The 1,988-nt window shown below is 70.5% G+C and carries 1 protein-coding gene and 1 pseudogene; both read left to right on the top strand.

What is annotated here, in order from left to right; translation table 11 throughout:
- A pseudogene (locus DBR36_RS09585) lies at positions 1–220 on the top strand (coenzyme A pyrophosphatase); the annotation flags it as partial.
- A gap of 42 nt (positions 221–262) precedes the next feature.
- On the top strand, positions 263–1,963 hold the full coding sequence (pgi, locus tag DBR36_RS09580) for a glucose-6-phosphate isomerase (RefSeq protein ID WP_108318873.1): 1,701 nt from the start codon (positions 263–265) through the stop codon (positions 1,961–1,963).
- The last annotated feature ends 25 nt before the right edge of the window (positions 1,964–1,988 follow it).

Raw genomic sequence — 1,988 nt, 5'->3', positions numbered from 1 at the left:
GCTCGACCCCGCGCGTCGGGGCGTCACGGTCATCCACCGCGACGGACGCGAGTGGCGCGGCCCCGCGTTCGCCGTCGAGACCCCGCGCGGACCGCAGGTCGTCTGGGGCTTCACGGCGATGCTCCCGGACGGCCTCTTCGGCCGCCTCGGGTGGACCGAGGACTGGGATCGCACGAGAGAGATCCCGCTCCCGGTGCCCCCGAGCGCCGATCGCGTCTAGCGCGTCGAGCCGCGTTCGTCATCCGGCCCGCACGCGACCCCGATGCTCGCTAGCGTGAGCAGGGTGACTGCGCCTATCGATCCCACCTCCACCTCCGCCTGGTCCCGCCTCACCGCTCTGCGCGACGGGTTCGAACCCGACCTGCGCGGCTGGTTCGCCGCCGACGCCGACCGCACGCGCGACCTGACGCGCACGGTCGGCGATCTGCACGTCGACCTGTCGAAGAACCTCGTCACCCCCGAGGTGCTCGAGGCCCTCGTCGCGCTCGCCGACGAGACCGGCGTCCGCGCGCGCTTCGCCGACATGCTCCGCGGCGTCCACCTCAACACCAGCGAGGACCGCGCCGTCCTGCACACGGCCCTCCGCCGCCCCGCGGGCGCCGAGCCGGCCCTCGTCGTCGACGGCCAGCAGGTCGATCACGACGTCCACGAGGTTCTCGACCGCCTGGCCGCGTTCGCCGATCGCGTGCGCTCGGGCGAGTGGCGCGGGGTCACCGGCAAGAAGGTCACGCACGTCGTCAACATCGGCATCGGCGGCAGCGACCTCGGACCGGTGATGGTGTACGAGGCCCTGCTGCCCTACGCGGACGCCGGCATCCACGCGCGCTTCGTCTCCAACATCGACCCGACCGACATCGCGCAGAAGACCGCCGACCTCGACCCCGAGACCACGCTCTTCATCGTCGCGTCCAAGACCTTCACCACCCTCGAGACCCTCACCAACGCCCGTCTCGCGCGCGACTGGCTGTGGCAGGGTCTGGCCGAGGCGGGTGCCATCGACGGGACGGATGCCGCCCGCACCGACGCCGTGGCTCACCACTTCGTCGCGGTGTCGACGGCGCTCGACAAGGTGTCGGCGTTCGGGATCGACCCCGACAACGCGTTCGGGTTCTGGGACTGGGTGGGGGGCCGGTACTCGGTCGACTCCGCGATCGGTCTGTCGCTGGCGATCACGCTGGGCCCCGACGTGTTCCGCGAGCTGCTGTCTGGTTTCCACACGGTCGACGAGCACGTGGCATCCACTCCGATCGAGCAGAACGTCCCGGTGCTGATGGGTCTGCTGAACGTCTGGTACACCAACTTCCTCGGTGCGCAGTCGCACGCGGTGCTGCCGTATGCGCAGCAGTTGCACCGCTTCGCGGCGTACCTGCAGCAGCTGACCATGGAGTCCAACGGCAAGTCGGTGCGGTGGGACGGCACTCCCGTCACGACCGACACGGGCGAGGTGTTCTGGGGCGAGCCGGGGACGAACGGCCAGCACGCCTTCTATCAGCTCATCCACCAGGGCACCCGGCTGATCCCGGCCGACTTCATCGCCTTCGTCAACCCGGCCTACCCGCTCGCCGACGACGGTCGCGACGTGCACGGGCTGTTCCTGGCGAACTTCCTCGCACAGACGAAGGCGCTGGCCTTCGGCAAGACCGCCGCCGAGGTCGAGGCCGAGGGCACGACCGGCGCGCTGGTGGCGGCGCGCACCTTCCCGGGCAACCGTCCGACGACGTCGATCTTCGCCCCGTCGCTGACGCCGTCGGTGCTCGGTCAGCTCATCGCGCTCTACGAGCACATCACCTTCACGCAGGGCACGATCTGGGGCATCAACTCCTTCGACCAGTGGGGCGTCGAGCTCGGCAAGCAGCTCGCGCTGCAGATCGCGCCGGCCATCGAGGGCGACGACGAGGCTCTGGCGGCGCAGGACGCATCGACGCGTTCGCTGCTGGACTACTACCGCGCGCACCGCGCCTGATCGGCGGTTCCGCCACTACGACAGG

The organism is Microbacterium sp. HMWF026 (genome assembly GCF_003061325.1).
Taxonomy (GTDB): Bacteria; Actinomycetota; Actinomycetes; order Actinomycetales; family Microbacteriaceae; genus Microbacterium; species Microbacterium testaceum_E.
The sequence above is the reverse complement of the archived record's forward strand: the minus strand, read 5'-3'. Positions and strand labels throughout refer to the sequence as shown.

Excerpts from the sequence above, each read along its gene's own strand:
- pgi (WP_108318873.1), top strand. The coding sequence starts at position 263 with ATGCTCGCTAGCGTGAGCAGGGTGACTGCGCCTATCGATCCCACCTCC.